This window comes from Acutalibacter muris, from assembly GCF_002201475.1.
GTDB lineage: Bacteria > Bacillota > Clostridia > Oscillospirales > Acutalibacteraceae > Acutalibacter > Acutalibacter muris.
Map to the genome: position 1 here is coordinate 252,413 of NZ_CP021422.1, position 18,245 is coordinate 270,657.

Genomic DNA, 18,245 nt, shown 5'->3' on the forward strand with positions numbered 1-18,245 from the left:
AAGGACTGGTGTATATGTTAAACCCAATCGAAAAACTTACCGTCATCGACGGCGAAACCCTGCAGGACATGAGGTTCCAGCCGGGCAAATTCACAATCGACACGCTACTGCCCCAAGGTATTTCCATGCTCGGTGGCGCACCCAAGAACGGCAAATCCTGGATGGTGCTGGACTGGTGTGTGAGGATTGCAAAGGGTGAACCGGTGTGGAACCTACCAGTCAAGCAAGGCTCGATCCTCTACCTCTGCCTGGAAGACCCGCTCCGCCGGGTGCAAGACCGACTATTACAGCTTACAGATGAGGCTCCTCCCAACGCCTTCTTTGCGACAGCGGCAGAGAAGTTGGGCCAGGGTCTCCGCGAACAGATTCAAGAGTTCGTCCGGGAGCACCCAGACACCGTGCTGGTAACCATCGACACTTTCCAAATCATCCGCTCAGGTGGGCAGGACATCTCCTATGCCTCCGACTATTCCGAAGTGCGAGAACTGAAAAAGCTGGCTGATGAGCTGCAAATCTCCATTCTGCTTGTCCACCATCTACGCAAGCAGGGAGCCAGCGATCCGCTGAATAAGCTGTCCGGCACCACAGGAATCAGTGGCGCGATGGACGCAGTTTTTATCCTCGACCGGGGCCAGCGCAGCGAGGACGCGGCAACTCTGGTCTGCACCGGTCGGGATATTGAAACTCGAAAGTTGGATTTGCGTTTTTCAAAATCCGATTGCTCATGGGAATTGGTGCAGGATAGTTTGGAGAATCGTGCGCTGGAAATGCCGGAAGAACTGACGGCGCTGGTTGAGTTCATGCGTTCAGCGCAGACATTTAGCGGCAGCAATACGCAGCTTGCCGATACGGTTGGAAAGCTGGCTGGCAAGGAAATTGCGCCCAAATCCCTCAAGCAAATGATGAACCGCTGGCGCTATGTCTTGGAGGAAAAGGGTGTGTTCTTACGTAGCCACCGAAGCAATGGGCAGAGGCTGGTTACCGTTTCTTTTTCTTCTGCCCCACCCGATAGTGACGGAAGTGCCGCAAGTGACGCAACATTGAGCAGTGCCGTATTCACCGTCCCTCGCGACCCTGACAAGACCGAACCCCCTGTATTCTCTAAGGAAAACGTCCGTCCGGCGTGAGCCGCTGCTTTCGGCCCTTGCGCCCCTGTGGGGCCACAGCAGGCCCGTGTTGGCGTTTTACGGCGGGCAGTCGGGTAAGTCCACCAGGCCACGATAAGGCCGTTTTGGGGCAATTCTGGCCCGGTTTTGTGGCAAGGTTCAAAGGGCCGGATTTCCCGGCAGGGGAGGGCCGAAAGGGCTTCCCGCTGGGGCAAGCAGAGCGCGTGGCTGTCCGCCCCGCACGTAGAGAACCGGGCAGAAGCCCGAACCCACTTTTGAAAGGAGAAAGGTATGCAGGACAACAGAAAACGAGCGGAAACTCTGACCATTCGCCTGACTAAAAAGGAGAAGGAGATAATTCAGAAAAAAGCAAAGAAGGCTCAACTCAGTATTACAGATTTTCTCGTTACAACCACGTTACGCACAGAAATTCATGTTGCCGAGGACATCAAACCTCTGCTGATCGAGCTGAAAAAATCGGCAACAACATCAACCAGATTACCATGAAAATCAACGCAGGAGCGTTTCGCTCGGCTGACTTCATGGAAGTGATTCAAGGTCAGCGGCATTTTTTGCGATGGTGAAAACTCTTTTACAGAATTTCTGACGACGAAACAGGCGTACCGCAAGACGAGCGGCATCAATTTTTATCACTATGTTCAGTCGTTCTCGCCGGACGAGAACATCACTCCACAGGAGGTTCACGCCGTTGCCAGAGAGTTTGCGGAGCGCGCTTGGCCTGGTCATGAGATTCTGGTGGCAACGCATTGCGACGCCGACCATCTGCACTCACACTTCGTTATCAACTCCGTTGGCTTTCAGAACGGTAAAAAGCTGCGGCAAAACCCGAATACTCTGATTGAGTTGCGGGCTATCAATGACGAAATCTGCGCGGCACATGGGCTGTCGGTGCTACCGCCCTATGAGAAATCTGGTACGAAAATGTCCACGAGGGAGTACCGTGCTGCTCTGAAAGGCGAGAGCTGGAAGTTCAAACTGATGGCTGACATCTGCGCCGCCATGAACCGCAGCGGCAGCAAGCAGGACTTCATCTTTGAGATGGAGCGGTGCGGTTACCAAGTGCGGTGGACAGATGAGCGCAAATACATTACGTTCACCTGTCCCAACAAGATGAAGTGCCGGGACCTCAAATTGCACGACAATAAATATTTAAAGTTTGCAGCTTACTTCCGGCTCAGGGGAACGGACTTTGTTTGTAGCAACCTTGCGGTTCTACCGGAGAAAATAGAACTTATCCTGCTGTCCTACAGCTATTGTACCACGGGTATCTTACGGCCTGCTGGTACCTGATTTATTAACTTATAAACTTATTATACGAGGAGAATTTAGAGTATGAGTTACAGTACAGAGAGGCCCACTATGGACGAGTTAGTCGCAAGAAACGCAAGCGGTATCCGCAGTATGAAGGAGTCGAGCTTTTTGTTTTGGATCAAGAACTGTAAAAAGCTTTTCTCCAATCTGCCTGCCGGATTCCGATACATCAAATACAGCTAATGTCCCAATGACACCACCTCCTTAACCATTCGAAGAATTTTGGACACTTGTTCTCAATTTTTCCAAATATAACAAGGTACAATAGTAAGCCTTATATTTTTACAAAAATATCTGCTCCTCTAACGGTTTTTTCTTTCCCCATTAGGGGAGCAGATAATAAATATTTAAGCGTTGTATGTCAGAGTAGATTTATGCTATATGCCAGCCTTCGGCTTGTTCCCTAATCTCAATAAAATTCCGATATGCTCCGTTTTGCTTTATTAACTCGCTATGTGTTCCTTTTTGCACGATACGCCCATTATCTACAACAAGAATCTGATTAGCATTTTCGATTGTAGCCAATCGGTGAGCAATCGTGATAATGGTTTTTCCTTGTATCAGCTCACTAATTGCCTGTTGGATTAAATGTTCATTCTCCGGGTCAATACTTGCTGTAGCTTCATCAAGAATTACGATAGGCGCATTTTTCAGCATTGCACGGGCAATCGAAATCCTTTGTTTCTCGCCACCCGAAAGAGAAGAACCACCCTCACCCACAATAGTATCGTAGCCGTTAGGTAAAGCCATTATAAAATCATGGCAACGGGCTTTTTTTGCAGCTTCAATTATTTCATTTTCCGTAGCTTCCGGCTTACCAAATTTTATATTGTTCAGAATGGTATCATTAAACAAATATACCGATTGAAATACCATGCTAATATTAGAAAGTAAACTATCGCAACTAAACTCTTTCACGTTATGACCACCAATTATGACAGCTCCGTTATTTACGTCATAAAAACGGGTAATCAAATTACAAATCGTAGATTTTCCGCTTCCCGATGAACCAACGATGGCGGTAGTGGTATTTTGAGGAATTTGGAAAGAAACCTGATGTAAAATTTCTTTTTTCCCATATCCAAAGGAAACATTACGAAAAGCAATATCAAATTGAGAAAGCGGAATGTTCCTCCCTGCTTCGTCTATAAATTCGGCTTTTTGAATCTGCTCTAATTTATCCATAGAGGTTTCAATCAACCCTAATGTGTGAACAGAATCGTTGATACTTTCTACACCACCAAAAATCATAAATGCGAACATGGATACCATGAGGAAGATAGGAAGCGTCATAGCTTCGTCAATCGTTAGTATTCCCGCAATTAAAATTAAAGCAATGGACGCAGCTTTCAAAGCTAATAAATGCAAACAGTTAAACGGTACAAAACCATTCATAATTTTGATGTTGATATTTTTATGTTCGTCGCTGGCAGTTTTCCATTCTTCGATAGAAACACCCTCTTGACCAAATGATTTTACAACAGGCAAGCCATGTATATATTCAATGGCTGCGTCAGTCAATGTTTCCTGTGATTTCTGTTTTGTCGGTGCATTAGATCGGCTTTTACGGCTGATTCCATTCAACGCAAGAGCTGATAAGACAGCTCCGACGATACACGAAATGCCCGCAGCAGGACACACAAACAACAAGAACAATATAATTGCAATCAGATTGATATAGCCGTTTACAACGGAATCTATCATTTTCATTCCTTGCAGTTCAACATTGGATATATCTGTGGTAATGGCTGTGAGAATATCCCCGATACTGTTTTTCCCAAAGTAGCCAAGTGAAACCCTCTTGAGAATATTACCAATCTCTAAGCGTTCTTTTGCTGCAATTTCATAACCGATACTTTCCTGTAATTTAGCTTTCCAGTAAGAAAAAAGTACCGCAGTAAAATAGATATAACAATCCCTGCAAAGGAGAGCCAAGCAATATCCCAACTGATCGGCGCAACTCCCCGCATATCATCTATAACCTGCCCTAAAACCCATGCCGCAAGGACTGTCGGTATTGCCGTACACCATGTTCCTAAAAAAGAGCATACAAAACCAATGTACAGACGTTTCTTATAATTACCAGCCCAATCTAAGAGACTTTTGAGTGTATGGAACATATTATCTGCCTCCTTTCTGAACCTGTGATACAGCCCAATTTTTTGCACCTATATGTGCTTCCCACATAGAACGGTACAACGGGCAATTTTCAAGCAGATAGCCCTGTGTTCCGCTGTCAATAATCTGTCCTTTTCTTAGAATGATGATATTGTCAGCGTTTTGTATTGTAGAAAGCCTATGCGCAATTACAAGCAGGGTTTTTCCTTTTGTCAATGCTGCAATCGACTTTTGAATCTTGTCCTCATTTTGTGGATCAGTAAATGCGGTGGCTTCGTCCAAAATAATGATTGGCGCATTTTTCAATATTGCCCTTGCAATAGATATTCGTTGTTTTTCACCACCCGAAAGAGATTTCCCGGCTTCTCCTGCAGGAGTGTTATATCCTTTTTCTAACCCACGGATAAATTCATCACAGCAAGCCGCCCTTGCTGCTGCATAGACTTCTTCATCTGTCGCTTTGGGATTCCCCAGCCTTATATTTTCCATTAAGGAACAGTTAAAAAGAAAATTGTCCTGTGTAACAAAGCTAACAAAATCGGCAAGCTGCTTAATTGGAATGTCCTTTATGTCTGTCCCGCTAATCGCAATTTTCCCGCTTGATACGTCCCAAAACCGGGCAATCAGTTTAGCAACCGTAGATTTGCCGCCACCCGACGGACCGACTAAAGCGGTAAAAGTACCTTCCGGCATTTCTAAATTCAAATGCTCTAACACATTGTCCGAATTATTCCCTGTGTATGAAAACGCAACATCATGAAACGTAATATCATACTTCCGGGGACTAACTTTTTCTTTTTTATCCGGTAGTACGTCCATATCAAGAAGTTCTTTTGAGCCTTCCACTGAATACTGCATAGCCTTAATCTCAGTAATGAAGGCGGTAGTTTTAATCAGCGGGGGCAACAGACTTAATGCAAGCACCAAGCATATTGTAAGTTCTACGGGTGTAATTGCTCCTATCTTATACAAGATTACACCAATAGGCAGCGTCCCTAAAAATGTGGTAGGAAGAATAGAAAAAATCAAATTCATAGACTTCCAAGAGCTTTGAAACCAGTCAAGCGTGTAATCCTTGAATGAGTTCACCGCATTTGCAAATTTTGCATAAGAACTGGTACTTTGATTGAAAGTTTTGACAACCTCAATTCCTTCTACATATTCAATGATAACGCTGTTTACATGATCGTTTGCTTTCATATATTCCGTGTATTTTGTGTTAAAGGCTTTCATGGATGCCATCATTGGAGCAGCAGCAAAAGGAAGCGTTGCCATAGAAGCTAATGCCATGCGCCAGTCGATAGAGAGAAGATAGCCAAAGATCAATATGACAAGCACAAGATTTCCACCCAATTCGGGGATCATATGCGCTAAAGGACGCTCAACCCCTTCTACCTTATCCAGCATAATACTTTTCAAATGACCGATTGCATTTCCCGTTACATTTCCCAGCGGCGCACGCATAAGCCGGTCAGCAATTTTCAACCGTAGCCCATAAAGGATATGGTAGGACAAATCATGTGATACTGCCGTTGAGATTCCGAAAAACACAATTTGGGTTACATAGCCGCACAATCCAACACCGCACCAGAAAATCAGTGTTTCCATGCTGGGCGTTCCAAAAAGGAACATGGAAATAATCTGATAAAGGCAAAAGTAGGGAATAAAACTTCCTGCAACACTGATAAGCGAGCAGAGGATGGACAATAGCATTTTCCCTTTACATGGCGCAACAAAATTAAAGAGGGTATGCAGCCAACTTTCTTGATTTTTGTTGTCGTTCATAATCAAACTCCTTTCATTGATGTAAAAAAATAGATTGACTGTTCACCAGCCAATCTAAATTATAATGGTATTTGATTTTTTTATCTTCTCTATCCAGTCACTTTTTCTGCAATAATAACCGTGTGTCCCCTCTGTTTGATTTTTGCAATCTGCTTCCGCAGTATTTCAATCGCGCTCATATCTAAATTAGCAGATGGCTCGTCTAAAACAAATACTTTTGGTTGCATAGCAAATACGGAAGCAAACGCTAATGATTGTTTTTCACCGCCGGACATAGAAAAGATACCTCTATGTTCTAAGCTCTCGATATGCAAATCATGTATGGTTTTTGAAATGCGCTCTGCAATTTTCACAGGTGGAAGTCCTTCATTTTCCAATCCAAAAGCAAGCCCACTGTCGGAATCTAAATTAAAAAATTGTGATTTCGGGTTTTGGAAAACAGAACCAACTGTTTTTGCCAGCTCATATATTTTTGTATCTGCAACTACCTTACCGCTAACGCATACTTTCCCCGATAAATACTCACCGGGAGTAAAGTATGGAATTAAGCCATTGATTAGTTTCGTTATTGTTGTTTTACCACAGCCGCTTTCTCCACACAATAAAAGGCACTCCCCTTGTCGTATGTGCAAAGAAATATCTCGTAATGTACCATACTGTTCATCATAGGAGAAATTTACATTTTCTAAATCTACCATAGTTCTGTACCTCTCATTATATCACAAAAGCTGCAAAGACAAAAAATAATTCCCCCGTCAAAATCAAGTAGTCTATTGCTCTGAACCGAAGTCGAATGATACTTGTCTTTTTTGAGGGATTTTCAATTCCTCTTGTGACAGCAGCCGCAGACAGCTCCCCAAATCAGTTCTGTAGAGCTTCCCATAAATAATAAAGTTTGATAAAAGCAATAATAATATTTTTGTTCGGGGGTCAATCTGTAAATGTCTGCTATGGTTTTCTTTATCCGTTTCAAATCATTCCTGCTTTCTGAAAATGTTTTTTGAACATTGCCCTTGCAATCATTACCCCGATCAGACCGCCTACGATGGGCGTAACAAGCATAACAATCAACATAGGGGCAGACGACAACATTTCCAAAGCAGTAACATAAGTTTCCGGCATTCCCTGTTCTGCAATCTGCATGAAAAAGCTGCTTTTAAACAGCCAAATAGGAAGCGGTGAGCCTACCATACCATAAGAAAATAAGATGAACGCAATAGCATTTCCCTTAAAACTACTATAATGCGTCAAAAAGCGTAAAAGTTCTGCAAGCAAACAAGATATTATAAATGTTATCAAGATAACTACCGTAAATTGCCCCGTAATGAAATAAAGAAGCCCTGTTATAATTCCCATAAGCAGAGGAACGCCCGGCTTTTGCACCTTTGCACTAAGAAGCATGAAAGGAATCCCGGCAAGAATAGCAATTACTCCGGGCATGAGAATCCACAAAATAGGGATAATGCCAAGAAGCATTCCAATAAAGCTGATTACAAAATAAATCGCGGAGAAAATACCAATGTTGATTAAATCCTTTCCTGTGAGCTTCAAGCTGTTTTTCTGTTGATGCATAAAATAACCTCCTTTTGGTTAGACATAGCTAACCGTTGCGTTTTATAAAATGCCAATGGTGGCATTGATAGATATTGTACCAGAAGCAAGAAACATATTCTTCTCCAAAAGGTCATTTTTTCACCGTTTGGACGATAAGTTCAAAGAGTCTTACATAATGGCTATATCCGTATACTACAGATATAGCAAGGCGCACATTTGATATTCCCATTTTGACAGGGTATAGTAAGAGAAAAAACAGGAGGTTCACCATGAACGACACATATTTTGACCTGGCAGAACGTTTGGAGGATTCTTTTCCCGAAATAGAAAATGAGATTATTGTTTACCTGCGGGAGAATAACGGGGACTATGCTGCTCTGCGCGGTAAGATTTCCGACATAGAGAATAAGCACAACTTTATCGAGCAGGTGCTAAATGGCAGCGGAGAGGTTCATCTGACAGCCGAGGAACACGCTGTGCTGACGGAGTATTTGCGGCTTAGGTTTAGCTTGGATGATATGGAGCGGCTGCAAATCTATTTTAGAGGGCATACGGACGCGGTGGCGTATTTAAAGAAGATAAAAGCGCTCTAATGGAGAGGTTTCTGTTGACTTTGGGAGGGAATACCAATATAATGGTAGCTGGTTATAGAGGAGATGAGCAGCTTGAAATTTAACAATGTGTTCTTCATCAATGGGACGGCCTACGCTGGGAAATCCACCATGGTGAAGCTGCTGGCTGAAAGGCACAACGGTATCGCCTGCGAGGAAAATTATCACGATTCTATGCTGCCCGGTTTGGACAGCCGGGAGTTCCCATGTTTGACCTACACCCGGGACTTGCAGGACTGGCACGACTTTATCAGGCGGACGCCGGATGAGTATGAGGCTTGGGTAAGGGGCGTATCAAAAGAGTGCGAGGTTCTTGAGCTGCAAATTCTGGAAAAGCTGGCCGCGACGGATAAACCGGTGTTTGTGGACACCAACATCTCCCTGGGAACGCTGCGGGAGATTTCTGACTACGACCATGTGCTTATCATGCTGGCTAACCCGAAGGTTTCGGTGAAACGCTTTTTTGAGAGGCCCGACAAGGAGAAGCAATTTCTCTATAAGCTGATGATGGAGGAACCGGAGCCGGAGAGGGCGCTTGAGAATTTCCGGCAATGCTTGGAGCGTATCAACTCCTCCGCCGTGTATGAGGAGTTTTTCCACTCGGGGTTTCGGGTGATTTTAAGGGACGATAGCCGGAGCATTGAGAAAACTTTCGCTTTAGTGGAGCGGGAGCTTGGATTGCAAAAATGATAGATCATGCGGAGGGAAATCTTCATGGCGAATAATGCACACATCCTACTATTTCATGTAGAGTCGCTCAAGGCCGCGCACATTGAGAGCCTGTGCAAAAATCTCAGTATACGCACTTCCCGAATTAAACTGGCGGATTACTCCCAAAAGCTGGCGTATCTTGCCGGAATACCGGGCTTTCTCAGAGAAGATACCGACTACACTGGCCCGGAGTTTCCGTCTGAAATGATGGTATTTGCTAATATGGCAGATATGCTCGACCAGTTTCTGAGCGAATACAAAAAATCCGGTATACCTCCTATAGGGTTGAAAGCCGTCATTACACCGCACAATATATTTTGGAGCGCTGCGGATTTATATGAGGAGCTTTTCAAAGAGCACCAAGCGTTTCAAAAGAAATAGTAGTTTTAATTACATAGCCAGGAGATTTTCTCATGAAATCCCCCGGCTATTTTTATTTGAAGCGGAGGTGAAAATTATGCCATATATTCCATCCGAAACCGTGTCCAAGGCCCGCGAGATGGACTTACTGACCTACCTGCGCAACTATGAGCCGGACGAGCTGGTACACTTCAGCGGCAACACCTACTGCACCCGTGAGCATGACAGCCTGAAAATCTCCAATGGAAAATGGTGCTGGTTCTCGCGGGGAATCGGCGGCACGTCGGCGCTGGATTATCTTATCAAGGTAAAAGAAATACCTTTTCTGGACGCAGTACCCTGTCATGCTGACCGCCGCCGGGATGGAGCCGCTTATGGGCGTGCAGCAAAGTGCGCTGGCCATTGAAACGCTGGCTAATCTTGTGGTAGATAAGCCGGAATTGACTATCCCGCCAGAGGGCGAGGACAGTGAGCCCCATGGAGATAATATCATAAATGAATCCGCTCCGCAAGTGACTGCCGCAGATAAGTAAGCGGCAATTTATGAGCAAGGGATTTTGTGGGCTGGGTCAGTATTGGTGGCACAAACATCAACTACCCGGTTATGCAGTCCCCAAACAACCCAAATTTTTATCTGAAACACAGCTTTGATAAGGAATACAGCAATTACGGTGTTCCTTATGTGCAGGAGAACTGTGAGCTGGGCGTGTCGGACAATATCACCATCTATGGGCACCACATGAACGACGGCTCCATGTTTGCCGACCTCTGCAAATATGAAAGCGAGGATTTCTACCGGGAGCATAAGACGATTCGGTTTGATACACTGGACGGCTTTGGCGAGTATGAGATTGTCGCAGCTTTCAAGACGGTAGCTTATTCCAATGCAGGCTTTCCTTATTTCCTGTTTGTAAAAGCTGATAAACTCGAGGATTTTGATGATTTTATAGCTAAGTGCAAAGAACTTGCATTCTTTAACTGGAATGATGAATATGGGCAGGACGGTGATTCCGACCATGTGGGAACTGTGGAGAAAGTTGAGGGTGGTGTCGTGTACACTGTTGAGGGGAACTCCGGCGATATGTGCCAGGAGAACCGATATACCGTAGGGTATTATGAAATCCTGGGGTATGGTACACCAGCATATTAGAACGACAGCCGCCATAAGGCGGCTGGTACATACTTGCATTTTTACAGTTGAATCTCTGACTTCTGTATGTTATAATCGGTTTATGAAACATCAGTGTACAAGGGGCTACAAACGATATAAAGAAATGTTTCAGATATGCAGAGTGGAAAAGTCAGATTTTCCACTCTATTTTTACATACTCGCTGGTCGCGCTGATTGATGAAATCAGGCCGTCCGTGGCTTTCCTCTTATCCTCAAAACTGATATTCTCCCAGTCATCCAGATAGCCGGACAGCAAATCAATCTGCTGCTGGGAAATGGTCTCCACGGATAAATCGGCAATCGCCTTTGTGATTTTCTGGCGGCGTGTGTCCAGTTCCTCGATTTTCTTGTTGGCGTAGGCAAGCAGGGTAAATGTGTCCTTCACTAACCATGAGAAAATCTCGTGATTAAGAAGTCATTTAGAGCATATATCACCGCTGGCCAGCTTGTATTTGGCATATTGGCGCACGGCGAAGTGCTGGGGGCTCCTCCTGGCGAGGCCGTCGAACATGTAATCCACGGCGTTCTTTCCTGTATGATACGCATGGCCTGGTAGAAGAGGCTGGACTTCGCCCCGTCAAGGCCCTTGCGGTTCCCGATCAGGGAAAGGTTCTGGCAGGGGGAGCCGAAGGTTATCACATGGACGGGAGGGACCTTCACCCCGTCCAGCTTCGTGATGTCCCCCAGGTGCAGCATGTCCGGGAAGTGCCTCTTTGTGATGGAGACCGGGGCCTTCTCGATCTCGCTGGCCCACACCGGGCGTATGCCGCAGCGTGAGGCCGCAAGGGGGAATACCCCTATCCCGTCAAAGAGGCTCCCCAGCCTAATGTCCGCCGCCATCCTTCCCCAGCCCTTTCACGGCCAGGATTCCGTCAAGGGTGGTGGCGGCGATCCCCAGCCGCCCGGCCACCGCTATGTCGTTCTTCACGTCCTCGTCCACGTCCCCGCCGCAGACCACCAGCACATGGGAGCGCCGGAGCAGGTCCCGGCGCATGTCAATCCCGGCCTTGTGCTCTTCGGGTACGCTGTCGTTGAGGAACAGCGGCATGTAGAGGACGGGGCAGACGGGGGAGAAGCCCGCCTCGTATGCCATGCGGCTGTAGCGGGTTCCCATCTCTGTGACGGTGTGGAGGAACACATTTTTGTTTTGCGCGGGACACTTCGGCTTGTCCTGGGCGATAAAACCGTGGATGTCGGTGAGAAGCAGGCTGTCCGGTTCCGCGCAGATATTCCACACTCCTACCAGAATTTGGGCAAGTGCGGGTGCGCGGTTTATAACACGATTTTCTATCCCCATCACTAAAGGAGGGCATTATGGCTATCGAAAAAGTCAAGGAATATTTCGCAGAATTTGGTATGGCAGACCGGGTGCGGGAATTTGAAGTGTCCAGCGCCACCGTTGAATTGGCGGCACAGGCGCTAAACTGTGAGCCTTGTCGAATCGCAAAGACGCTCTCATTTATGGTAAACAGTCACGCCATTCTGATTGTCACAGCAGGGGACGCTAAAATCGACAATCCCAAGTATAAGGCACAATTTAGCACAAAGGCGAAAATGCTCACGCCCGATGAAGCCCAAACGCTGGTGGGCCACAGGGTGGGCGGCGTGTGTCCGTTCGCGGTCAATGAAGGAGTGACAGTCTACCTAGACGAGTCCTTAAAACGGTTTGAGACCGTTTTCCCTGCCTGCGGCAGCAGCAACAGTGCCATTGAGCTGACTATCGGGGAGTTGGAGAAATATTCCGGTTATGTGGCCTGGGTGGACGTTTGTAAGGGCTGGAGCTGACGGCTATACAAAAATTTTCAGCCATTTCACACCCACTCCACATTGCCATGCTACACTATAGTAAACACACTAAAAAATCGGTATATACTGATTTTTTAGCTGGGCAGCTACGCTGCCTGGTTCAAAAGAGGTAGGATACCTCTTTTGAACTGTGTTAACTATCAACCAAAGGAAGTGCGCAAATGGCAACCATACTCATAGTCGAGGACGACCGCAAGACCAATGAGGCAATCTGTGAATACCTCAAGCCTGCCGGCCATACCCTTATTCCCGCCTACGATGGCGAAGAAGCCTTCCGGCTTTTCGGTGTGAACAGCATTGATCTCGTGGTACTGGACATCATGCTCCCGAAAATTAGCGGGCTGTCAGTCCTGCAAAAAATACGGAGTGAAAGCGCCGTACCTGTTCTCATGCTCACCGCCGTCGGGGACGAACACACCCAAGTCAAGAGCTTCGACCAGCAGGCTGACGATTATATGACAAAGCCCTTCTCAATGGTGCTGTTAGGTCGGCGTATCACCGCACTCCTTCGTCGGAGCGGGCAAAGTCCTCAGCTTCAGAAAATGTCCTTCGGCAATGTGACCGTGGATTTTTCGGGCTACACTGCCAGCGATGAGAGCGGCAAAATCGACATTATGCCCAAAGAAATCGACCTGCTTCGTCTGCTGGTGGAGCATAAAGGGCTGGTGCTGACACGCTCGCAGATTCTGGACGACCTATGGGGCGTGGACTGCCCTATAACCGACCGCACAGTGGACACATACATCAAAAATCTGCTGATCTCCCTTGTGTGTTCGCTGCTGTTTTCCAAAGCGGTCACCGACCCCATAAAGAAAATTTCCACTTCCACCGAAAAGATGATGAAGCTGGACAGGGTTGCAAGCTGCCCTGTTTGTTCAAAGGATGAAATCGGCACATTGGCGCAAAATGTCAATGCGCTCTATTCCAATCTGCTCTCTACCATTGAGCATTTGGAGCAGGAAAAGGAAAATGTGCAGGAGATGGAGCGGGCCAAGGTGGACTTCCTGCGGGCCGCGTCCCATGAGCTGAAAACACCGGTGACCGCGCTGAACGCCACTTTGGAAAACATGATTTTGGGCGTTGGCAAATATCAGGACTATGCGATCTATCTCCCGGAGTGCAAGGAGATGGTAGAGCAGCTTTCCGGGATGATACAAGAGATACTGGAAACCTCCAGGCTGAATTTGGCCGGTGAATCACCGGCCAAGGTTGACTTGTCTGAGCTGCTGACGGAGCTTTGCGAACCCTATCGGCTTATAGCGGCGGCGCATCAAGTCACATTTACGCTTGACCTGCCGGAGCAGAGCCCGGCGAAATTGCCTGTTGGCCCGTTCAGCAAGGCGGTGTCCAATATTGTTGCAAACGCGGTGGCCTATACGGAGGCGGGGAAGGACGTTTCCGTTTATATGGATGGTGAGCGGCTAATTATTGAAAACGAATGTGAGCCTATCCCCGATTGCGAAATTCACCGCCTGTTCGAGCCTTTCTACCGCCCGGATTTTTCCAGGAGCAGAGAGGATGGAGGGAATGGGCTGGGGCTTTATATTGTGGATACGCTTTTGAAATCAATGGATATTCCCTATTCGTTTAAGCCTTTGGAGATGCCGGCGGGGATGCGGTTTACCATCTACGGCCTTTTCACTTCCCGTACAAAAAATGAAGATATTTTACAAGCCAGCCCTCCTCTTTGCTGATATAATAGTCCAGAAAGGAAGGGACACCATGAAAAAGGAAGTGCGCACGGTAGTCTATGACGATGACCTGCACATGGAAGCGTACCGCTTTGAAGGTCTGGCCCAGCCCTTCCCCAACCACTTTCACGAATACTATGTGATTGGCTTTGTTGAAAAGGGTGAAAGGGCGCTGTCCTGTAAGAATCGGGAATACACCATCCGAAAGGGTAATATCCTGCTGTTCAACCCGGGAGATAATCACGCCTGTGTGCAGAGCGACGAGGGGGCCCTGGACTACCGCAGCCTCAACATCACCAAAGAGGTCATGCTGGACTTGGCCGAGGAAGTCACCGGCAGGCGGGAATTGCCCGGATTTTTCCCAAGTGTAATTTCTGACGAGGAAACCGCCCGCTGTCTGCGCACACTTCATGAATCGGTGATGAATGATGACAGGGGGTTTGGGAAAGAGGAGAATCTCCTGCTGCTGATTTCCCGGCTGGTCCAGCAGTACGGCGAGTCCTTTGGAGCCTATGTTCCCGAGTGCCGGGAGGAAATTGAGAAAGCCTGTGCTTTCATGGAACAGCACTATGCCGGACGAATTTATCTCACTGAGATCTGCCGTTATGTGGGCCTTAGCAAGTCCACGCTATTGCGGGCATTTACCAAATCAAAGGGCGTAACCCCGTACAGCTATTTGGAAAACGTCCGCATCGGCAGGGCAAAAAAGCTGCTGGAACAGGGTGTTCCTCCCGTAGAGGCGGCGCTGCAGGCCGGCTTCTCTGACCAGAGCCACTTCACCAATTATTTCAGCCGATTCATCGGGCTAACGCCGGGAGCGTACCAGGAAATTTTCAGCAGATAGAGGGACGACTATGGACTTGCAAAATGAAAAATGCGTGATGGTGATCGATGAGAGCCTGCCGCTGGGCTTGATTGCAAACACGGCGGCCATCATGGGTATCACCCTTGGAAAGCAAATGCCGGAGGTGGTGGGCGCTGACGTCACCGACCAGAGCGGAAACAAACATCTTGGCATTATCGAGTTTCCAGTACCAATACTGCGTGGGTCAGCCGAGGATATTAAGGCGATAAGAGAAAAGCTTTATCAGCCCGAGTTTATGGATTTGACGATAGTGGACTTTTCCGATCTGGCCCAGGGCTGCAAAACATACAATGAGTTTATTGAGAAGATGGGTGGTGTGCCTGAAAGCGGCCTGCGGTATTTTGGCGTGGCCGTTTGCGGGACAAAGAAAAAAGTCAATAAGCTGACCGGCAGTCTGCCGCTTTTGCGATAAGTTATGAGCAACTCGGAGAGATGGCGCTGGAGAATTACCGCGCCGCTGACAGGGCCAATTTATTGGTGCGGCTGCCGGTGCCGCTTGGTACAGACGTGTGGAAAATCTGCAATAACCCCGCGTGGAACAGCGGCGTGGAATCGGCGGAAAAGTTTCTGTTTGGGGAGGCTCAGACTCCTCGTTGTGTGGTGAAGGCTGACAAATTCACAGTAGATATGATAGCCGATTGGGGGAATCGTATTTTTCCTACAAAAGCGGATGCTCGAAGCGCGTTATAGAGCTATAGAAAACTCCCTTTCCGGGAGTTTTTCTTTTGCCGTTTCATACCCATTCCACATTGGGCTGCTATCATGCAGGCAAATCCCATAAGGAGGTATGCGGTATGAGCATATGCAAACGAGCACTTCTGTACATCACGCGAAAACGGGGGAAAACACTTCTCCTGTTCGCCCTCCTGCTGATTATGGCAACCCTTGTCCTGACGGGCCTCTCCATCTGGAAAGCGTCGGAGGCCACGCAACTCGACCTGCGGCAGAGCCTGGGCGGTAAATTTGACGTTTTCGTGGATTGGAGCAACAGCCCCTATGTAGTGAAAGAACCCGTCAAAGATGAAGTGAACGAGGAAACCGGCAAGACATCAAGCAGCTTTCTCATGTACTCCACCGTACAATTTACCCCGGAAAATATCGCGGCCATTAAGGGCATTTCTGGGGTGAAGTATTGCAGCGCAAGGCAGGATAATCTTCTCCCGTTTGACGGGCTTTCCCTGTTCCCCGGAACGATCTCAACCGATGCGAAGTATCAGGGCTACACAAAGGTGTTGGGCGTTTGCAGCACGGAGGACGAGGAACTTTTTACCACCGGCACAGTGACGCTGGCAGAGGGGCGGCATATCTCCGCCGGCGATACTCATGTGGCAATCATCAGCCAGGACTTGGCGGAAAGAAACGAGTTGAAGATCGGGGACTATCTCACCGCCCACAGTTACAGCGTGGAAGATCAGGGCTTTACCGGGCCGGAAATCAGGGTACAGATTATTGGACTGTTTACCCCTCATGCGGTGGAGCAGTTTGGGGAAACTGTCACCACCTACGACAAAATCCAGAACCGTGTATTTGTGGATTTGCAGTCCTCAAAGAAATTGGACGGCGGAGAGATCAACTACGGCTTTTCCGCGCTCCACGTTACCATAGACGACCCGCAGGACATGGCGCGGGTGGTGGCCGAAGTCAAGGCCCTGCCGGGAATTGACTGGAACGCCTTTACCGTGGAGATGGACAATGAAACTTACGAGAACGCCGCCGCTCCGCTGGCTACGCTGAATGAATTGGTCGTGACCCTGCTGGTGGTGATTATCGTTGTCAGCGCCATCATTCTGGCCCTGATATTGACCCTTTGGACAAAGACCCGCATCCATGAGATCGGCGTATTCCTGTCCGTGGGTATCAGGAAATCGGCTATTATCGGGCAGTATTTGATTGAGGTGCTGCTGATTGCCGTCCTCGCCTTTGGCCTGTCCTACTTCACCAGCAACGCCATAGCGGGGCAGATCGGCAACCACCTGTTGGAGCAGAGTATGCAGACCGGGCCGGAGGACGATAACGATGTTGTTTCCGTTGCCGCCTCCGTTGAGATAGGCGCGGATAATCTCGTGCAAAAGCCCTTACCCACTGAAAACGGCCTCCAGGTATCGGTTGGGCTGGATAACCTTGCCCAGCTCTACTTGATCGGATTTGCCATCATCATTGTGGCGGTCAGCGCATCGTCTATCACGGTCATGCGGCTGAAACCCCGTGAAATCTTGTCAAAAATGAGCTGAAGGAGGGACTATCATGCCTACACTGGAATTGAAAAATGTTTCTTACGCCTATGAAAAAGGCAAGGCGGTTTTGCAGAACGTCAGCGGGCCGCTGGAAACCGGGAAAATGTACGCCATCCTCGGCCCGTCCGGGTCTGGCAAGACCACGTTACTGTCCCTGCTGGGTGGGCTGGATGTGCCGACACAGGGCAGCGTCCTGTTTGACAGCGAGGACATTACGGCAAAAGGACTGGAACACCACCGCAGGAACCATATCTCGCTGATATTCCAAAGCTATAATCTGATTGACTACATGACCCCCGTTGAAAATGTGCGGCTTACTGCCAAGCTGGATGCCGCCCCCATTCTGGAACGACTGGGGCTGGAGCGGGACGAGATCACCCGGAATGTACTGAAACTGTCCGGCGGACAACAGCAGCGGGTGGCGATTGCGCGGGCGCTGGCTTCCGATGCCCCGGTCATTCTAGCAGATGAGCCGACCGGGAACCTGGATGCCGACACCGCCGAGGAAATCACGGCGATTTTGAAGGAGAGCGCCCATGCGTTCGGGAAGTGCGTGGTGGTCGTGACCCACGACCGCGAGGTGGCAAAGCAGGCGGATGTGGTGCTGGAAATCAAACTTGGACATTTGAAAGAGAGGGAATATAAATGAAGAAACTATCAATCATCTTTATGAGCATACTGGTCTGCCTGATGCTGCTGTCTGCCTGCAATAACAACGACAGCGGCAATGATGATAACGCCGGGGCAAAATCTGTTGAAATTGACGCTTCTGCGTTGGAGCCGGGCGGGGAGGATAGCTCAGATGTTCAATCAGATGGCGATTTTACTTATACGCTGAAAGACCCGGATAATGCCGATGGAATCGTGATTACGCCCAGGGAGTGACATCGCATAGGCAAAA

22 protein-coding genes and 4 pseudogenes are annotated in these 18,245 nt (G+C 48.0%); 19 read left to right on the plus strand and 7 right to left on the minus strand.

What is annotated here, in order from left to right:
* The first annotated feature begins 14 nt into the window (after positions 1-14).
* From ADH66_RS01285 to ADH66_RS01295, 4 genes are all read left to right on the plus strand, one after another.
* The gene (locus ADH66_RS01285; protein ID WP_066536697.1) at positions 15-1,127 is read left to right on the plus strand and encodes an AAA family ATPase; all 1,113 of its coding nucleotides are present in this window, start codon (positions 15-17) and stop codon (positions 1,125-1,127) included.
* Positions 1,128-1,397: 270 nt separating this feature from the next.
* The gene (locus tag ADH66_RS01290; protein ID WP_236757101.1) at positions 1,398-1,613 is read left to right on the plus strand and encodes a plasmid mobilization protein; all 216 of its coding nucleotides are present in this window, start codon (positions 1,398-1,400) and stop codon (positions 1,611-1,613) included.
* A complete protein-coding gene (locus ADH66_RS20765; protein ID WP_236757260.1) occupies positions 1,610-1,690 on the plus strand; it encodes a hypothetical protein in 81 nt (26 codons plus the stop codon). Before ADH66_RS01290 ends, ADH66_RS20765 begins: the two co-directional genes overlap by 4 nt.
* A gap of 19 nt (positions 1,691-1,709) precedes the next feature.
* The gene (locus ADH66_RS01295) at positions 1,710-2,417 is read left to right on the plus strand and encodes a relaxase/mobilization nuclease domain-containing protein (RefSeq protein ID WP_236757259.1); all 708 of its coding nucleotides are present in this window, start codon (positions 1,710-1,712) and stop codon (positions 2,415-2,417) included.
* 393 nt (positions 2,418-2,810) lie between these two features.
* Here ADH66_RS01295 and ADH66_RS01300 read toward each other — a convergent pair.
* From ADH66_RS01300 to ADH66_RS01315, 4 genes and pseudogenes are all read right to left on the minus strand, one after another.
* Positions 2,811-4,558 (minus strand): annotated as a pseudogene (locus tag ADH66_RS01300) (ABC transporter ATP-binding protein).
* A 1-nt stretch (position 4,559) separates the two neighbouring features.
* Complete coding sequence (locus ADH66_RS01305; RefSeq protein WP_066536693.1) at positions 4,560-6,341, minus strand: ABC transporter ATP-binding protein; 1,782 nt, start codon at positions 6,339-6,341, stop codon at positions 4,560-4,562.
* 104 nt (positions 6,342-6,445) lie between these two features.
* Positions 6,446-7,039: pseudogene (locus ADH66_RS01310) on the minus strand (ABC transporter ATP-binding protein); the annotation flags it as partial.
* A 271-nt stretch (positions 7,040-7,310) separates the two neighbouring features.
* Complete coding sequence (locus tag ADH66_RS01315; protein WP_066536688.1) at positions 7,311-7,913, minus strand: MptD family putative ECF transporter S component; 603 nt, start codon at positions 7,911-7,913, stop codon at positions 7,311-7,313.
* Positions 7,914-8,164: 251 nt separating this feature from the next.
* Between ADH66_RS01315 and ADH66_RS01320 the strand changes: the two genes are divergently transcribed.
* The 6 genes and pseudogenes from ADH66_RS01320 (at position 8,165) to ADH66_RS01340 (ending at position 10,727) form a co-directional block, all read left to right on the plus strand.
* The gene (locus ADH66_RS01320) at positions 8,165-8,488 is read left to right on the plus strand and encodes a DUF6664 family protein (RefSeq protein ID WP_066536686.1); all 324 of its coding nucleotides are present in this window, start codon (positions 8,165-8,167) and stop codon (positions 8,486-8,488) included.
* Positions 8,489-8,560: 72 nt separating this feature from the next.
* The gene (locus ADH66_RS01325; protein ID WP_084384300.1) at positions 8,561-9,196 is read left to right on the plus strand and encodes a hypothetical protein; all 636 of its coding nucleotides are present in this window, start codon (positions 8,561-8,563) and stop codon (positions 9,194-9,196) included.
* A gap of 24 nt (positions 9,197-9,220) precedes the next feature.
* Positions 9,221-9,598 (plus strand): DUF3783 domain-containing protein, encoded by a 378-nt coding sequence (locus ADH66_RS01330; RefSeq protein ID WP_066536682.1) that lies wholly within the window; start codon positions 9,221-9,223, stop codon positions 9,596-9,598.
* A gap of 76 nt (positions 9,599-9,674) precedes the next feature.
* Positions 9,675-9,914: pseudogene (locus tag ADH66_RS01335) on the plus strand (topoisomerase); the annotation flags it as partial.
* A gap of 37 nt (positions 9,915-9,951) precedes the next feature.
* A complete protein-coding gene (locus ADH66_RS19780; protein ID WP_157130614.1) occupies positions 9,952-10,110 on the plus strand; it encodes a hypothetical protein in 159 nt (52 codons plus the stop codon).
* A 26-nt stretch (positions 10,111-10,136) separates the two neighbouring features.
* Positions 10,137-10,727, plus strand: coding sequence for a sortase domain-containing protein (locus tag ADH66_RS01340; protein WP_066536680.1), 591 nt, complete (start codon positions 10,137-10,139; stop codon positions 10,725-10,727).
* 151 nt (positions 10,728-10,878) lie between these two features.
* On the opposite strand, the gene ADH66_RS01345 is transcribed toward ADH66_RS01340, so the two are convergent.
* The 3 genes and pseudogenes from ADH66_RS01345 to ADH66_RS20770 form a co-directional block, all read right to left on the minus strand.
* Positions 10,879-11,133, minus strand: coding sequence for a hypothetical protein (locus ADH66_RS01345; protein WP_066536678.1), 255 nt, complete (start codon positions 11,131-11,133; stop codon positions 10,879-10,881).
* 194 nt (positions 11,134-11,327) lie between these two features.
* Positions 11,328-11,588 (minus strand): annotated as a pseudogene (locus tag ADH66_RS01350) (DNA cytosine methyltransferase); the annotation flags it as partial.
* The gene (locus ADH66_RS20770; protein ID WP_066541720.1) at positions 11,572-11,886 is read right to left on the minus strand and encodes a DUF7768 domain-containing protein; all 315 of its coding nucleotides are present in this window, start codon (positions 11,884-11,886) and stop codon (positions 11,572-11,574) included. The gene ADH66_RS20770 and the pseudogene ADH66_RS01350, both read right to left, overlap by 17 nt.
* Between ADH66_RS20770 and ADH66_RS20775 the strand changes: the two genes are divergently transcribed.
* The 9 genes from ADH66_RS20775 to ADH66_RS01395 all read left to right on the plus strand — a co-directional run bounded on the left by ADH66_RS20775 (position 11,875) and on the right by ADH66_RS01395 (position 18,229).
* Positions 11,875-12,051 carry a cupin domain-containing protein gene (locus ADH66_RS20775; RefSeq protein ID WP_236757157.1) on the plus strand — a complete coding sequence of 59 codons (177 nt, stop codon included), beginning with the start codon at positions 11,875-11,877 and terminating at the stop codon, positions 12,049-12,051. The genes ADH66_RS20770 and ADH66_RS20775 overlap by 12 nt on opposite strands.
* Before the next feature lie 11 nt (positions 12,052-12,062).
* Positions 12,063-12,533: a YbaK/EbsC family protein gene (locus ADH66_RS01360; RefSeq protein ID WP_066536676.1), complete on the plus strand. Its 471-nt coding sequence runs from the start codon at positions 12,063-12,065 to the stop codon at positions 12,531-12,533.
* Positions 12,534-12,715: 182 nt separating this feature from the next.
* On the plus strand, positions 12,716-14,248 hold the full coding sequence (locus ADH66_RS21570; RefSeq protein WP_084384297.1) for a response regulator: 1,533 nt from the start codon (positions 12,716-12,718) through the stop codon (positions 14,246-14,248).
* A 28-nt stretch (positions 14,249-14,276) separates the two neighbouring features.
* Positions 14,277-15,089, plus strand: a complete 813-nt coding sequence (locus ADH66_RS01370) for a helix-turn-helix domain-containing protein (protein ID WP_066536674.1) — start codon at positions 14,277-14,279, stop codon at positions 15,087-15,089.
* Between the two features lie 10 nt (positions 15,090-15,099).
* Positions 15,100-15,522 carry a DUF2000 domain-containing protein gene (locus ADH66_RS01375; RefSeq protein WP_066536672.1) on the plus strand — a complete coding sequence of 141 codons (423 nt, stop codon included), beginning with the start codon at positions 15,100-15,102 and terminating at the stop codon, positions 15,520-15,522.
* A 20-nt stretch (positions 15,523-15,542) separates the two neighbouring features.
* On the plus strand, positions 15,543-15,800 hold the full coding sequence (locus ADH66_RS01380; RefSeq protein ID WP_066536669.1) for a hypothetical protein: 258 nt from the start codon (positions 15,543-15,545) through the stop codon (positions 15,798-15,800).
* A gap of 104 nt (positions 15,801-15,904) precedes the next feature.
* On the plus strand, positions 15,905-17,341 hold the full coding sequence (locus ADH66_RS01385; protein WP_066536666.1) for an ABC transporter permease: 1,437 nt from the start codon (positions 15,905-15,907) through the stop codon (positions 17,339-17,341).
* Positions 17,342-17,354: 13 nt separating this feature from the next.
* Entirely contained in the window at positions 17,355-17,993 is a 639-nt protein-coding gene (locus ADH66_RS01390; protein WP_066536663.1) for an ABC transporter ATP-binding protein, read from the plus strand.
* Entirely contained in the window at positions 17,990-18,229 is a 240-nt protein-coding gene (locus ADH66_RS01395) for a hypothetical protein (RefSeq protein WP_066536660.1), read from the plus strand. The genes ADH66_RS01390 and ADH66_RS01395 overlap by 4 nt, the downstream gene beginning before the upstream one ends.
* Positions 18,230-18,245: the final 16 nt, after the last annotated feature.

Excerpts from the sequence above, each read along its gene's own strand:
- ADH66_RS01385 (WP_066536666.1), top strand. The coding sequence starts at position 15,905 with ATGAGCATATGCAAACGAGCACTTCTGTACATCACGCGAAAACGGGGG.
- ADH66_RS01285 (WP_066536697.1), top strand. The coding sequence starts at position 15 with ATGTTAAACCCAATCGAAAAACTTACCGTCATCGACGGCGAAACCCTG.
- ADH66_RS01380 (WP_066536669.1), top strand. The coding sequence starts at position 15,543 with ATGGCGCTGGAGAATTACCGCGCCGCTGACAGGGCCAATTTATTGGTG.
- ADH66_RS01290 (WP_236757101.1), top strand. The coding sequence starts at position 1,398 with ATGCAGGACAACAGAAAACGAGCGGAAACTCTGACCATTCGCCTGACT.
- ADH66_RS01320 (WP_066536686.1), top strand. The coding sequence starts at position 8,165 with ATGAACGACACATATTTTGACCTGGCAGAACGTTTGGAGGATTCTTTT.
- ADH66_RS01390 (WP_066536663.1), top strand. The coding sequence starts at position 17,355 with ATGCCTACACTGGAATTGAAAAATGTTTCTTACGCCTATGAAAAAGGC.
- ADH66_RS19780 (WP_157130614.1), top strand. The coding sequence starts at position 9,952 with ATGGGCGTGCAGCAAAGTGCGCTGGCCATTGAAACGCTGGCTAATCTT.
- ADH66_RS01305 (WP_066536693.1), bottom strand. The coding sequence starts at position 6,341 with ATGAACGACAACAAAAATCAAGAAAGTTGGCTGCATACCCTCTTTAAT.
- ADH66_RS01375 (WP_066536672.1), top strand. The coding sequence starts at position 15,100 with ATGGACTTGCAAAATGAAAAATGCGTGATGGTGATCGATGAGAGCCTG.
- ADH66_RS21570 (WP_084384297.1), top strand. The coding sequence starts at position 12,716 with ATGGCAACCATACTCATAGTCGAGGACGACCGCAAGACCAATGAGGCA.
- ADH66_RS20765 (WP_236757260.1), top strand. The coding sequence starts at position 1,610 with ATGAAAATCAACGCAGGAGCGTTTCGCTCGGCTGACTTCATGGAAGTG.
- ADH66_RS01315 (WP_066536688.1), bottom strand. The coding sequence starts at position 7,913 with ATGCATCAACAGAAAAACAGCTTGAAGCTCACAGGAAAGGATTTAATC.
- ADH66_RS01330 (WP_066536682.1), top strand. The coding sequence starts at position 9,221 with ATGGCGAATAATGCACACATCCTACTATTTCATGTAGAGTCGCTCAAG.
- ADH66_RS01395 (WP_066536660.1), top strand. The coding sequence starts at position 17,990 with ATGAAGAAACTATCAATCATCTTTATGAGCATACTGGTCTGCCTGATG.
- ADH66_RS01360 (WP_066536676.1), top strand. The coding sequence starts at position 12,063 with ATGGCTATCGAAAAAGTCAAGGAATATTTCGCAGAATTTGGTATGGCA.
- ADH66_RS01370 (WP_066536674.1), top strand. The coding sequence starts at position 14,277 with ATGAAAAAGGAAGTGCGCACGGTAGTCTATGACGATGACCTGCACATG.